This is a genomic window from Sporanaerobium hydrogeniformans, from assembly GCF_002735925.1.
In the GTDB taxonomy this organism is placed as follows: domain Bacteria; phylum Bacillota; class Clostridia; order Lachnospirales; family Cellulosilyticaceae; genus Sporanaerobium; species Sporanaerobium hydrogeniformans.
The window spans coordinates 1-1683 of sequence record NZ_PEDL01000051.1; the positions used below are offsets into that span (position 1 = coordinate 1).

Consider the following 1683-nt stretch of genomic DNA (forward strand, 5'->3'; position numbering starts at 1 on the left):
TTTCATACGACCAAGCATATTGTGTACTTCACCAAGAGCACCTTCTGCTGTTTGGATAAGAGATACACCATCTTGTGCATTACGAGATGCTTGATTTAAACCTTTTACTTGACTTCTCATTTTTTCTGAAATAGCAAGACCAGCAGCGTCATCACCTGCACGGTTAATTCTATAACCAGATGATAATTTTTCCATTGCTTTACTTGTTCCAGAGTTGTTAACTGTTAATTTGTTAAATGCATTTGTTGCTGATAGATTATGAGCTATAACTGTAGCCATAAGTAATCCCTCCTTGAATTTGAATTAGGCATCCATACCTGATTGTTAAAAATAGTTTTAAAGTTATTTGGCCATTTAACTTTATTGCGAGTTTCAAATAATATATCGACTCACAAGGATAAAAACTTTAGATTAAAATTAATTTTTTATAAAACAATTACTGAAGTAATTGTAATATTTGCTGAGGACTCTGATTAGCCTGTGCAAGCATAGATTGAGCTGCTTGATTGAGGATGTTGAACTTGGTATAGTTCATCATTTCTTGCGCCATGTCTGTATCACGGATACGACTTTCTGCTGCTGTTAAGTTTTCAGAAGTTGTATTTAAGTTGTTAGTTGTATATTCCAATCTATTTTGATAAGCCCCCATACGAGACCTTTCTTCGGAAACCAATTTAATAGCATTATCAATAACAGTTAAAGCTGAAGTTGCTCTTTCAGATGTTGTAATATCTAAAGCTGCCTGTGTCATTACATTATCTGTACCTGTACCACTTACACCAGCCATCTTCGTAAAACGAGCCTCTGTTGCTCCCTCTCTAATATTCCCCTTCGCACTTTGATTAACAGCTCCGCTTAATCCCAATGCTTGTGCTCGCATATCATTAATCTCAATAGCCATCATTTGACCTTCATTGGCTCCTACCTGTAAGCTTGCTTTAAAAGTACCCCCACTTGTTACATTTTGTCCAGCTGAGCCAAAAAGCTCCTTAAAAGCGCTAGAAGCCTCGGCTCCCTTTTTCGCTGCAGTAAAGGTTACCTTACCAGCTGTTGCTGAACTAATCGTTACTTTGCCTGTTGGGTCTTTATCTGACATAGCATTAGCTCCAATTGCATTTGCAAGGGCATCAGCTAGTTCTGTTGCAGTGATTTCTTTAAGTGCTTTAGGTACACCTGCAGCTTTAATACTATTTAAGTTAATATATTTAACACTTTCTGTATCCTCTGCATCATTATCTTGTGTAAAGATATAGTTAGTACCTTTAAAGTTAAAGCTTTGGTTCACTACATCTGTACCATCTTTGCCTGTAAAATCGATAGTTGCTATAGCATCTGTTGCAGTTACAGCAACTTTACCTTTAAGATTTTCAACCATATTTAGGTCAGCTGTATTAAAGCCTTTAAGCTCAAACTTAATTTCTTCATTTGCCCTGTTAGCACTTGCTGTTATACTTGTACCGTTAGTAGTAAATACGCTACCTAAATCAGTCGTTGCACCAGCAATAGTGATAGATTGTGTAGACATTAAACCAAGTGCTGCTTGGATAGCTCCTTGTACATTAGCTTGAGAAATACTTGTAGCTAATGCATTGTATTTAATAGTAATATCTGTTCCTGCTGTAGTACCTGCACTGATTACACCATCTGTAATAGTTGCACTTGCTTCTTGTTTAAAGGTAATAC

The 1683-nt window shown here is 36.5% G+C and carries 2 protein-coding genes; both read right to left on the reverse strand.

Annotated features, from left to right (window positions below; genetic code table 11):
• Positions 1–279 (reverse strand): flagellin N-terminal helical domain-containing protein (locus CS063_RS17330; RefSeq protein WP_456300491.1); only part of this gene is annotated, 279 nt, incomplete at its 3' end.
• A gap of 157 nt (positions 280–436) precedes the next feature.
• The coding region (locus CS063_RS17970; protein ID WP_330401034.1) for a flagellin at positions 437–1683 on the reverse strand (1247 nt) is incomplete at its 5' end.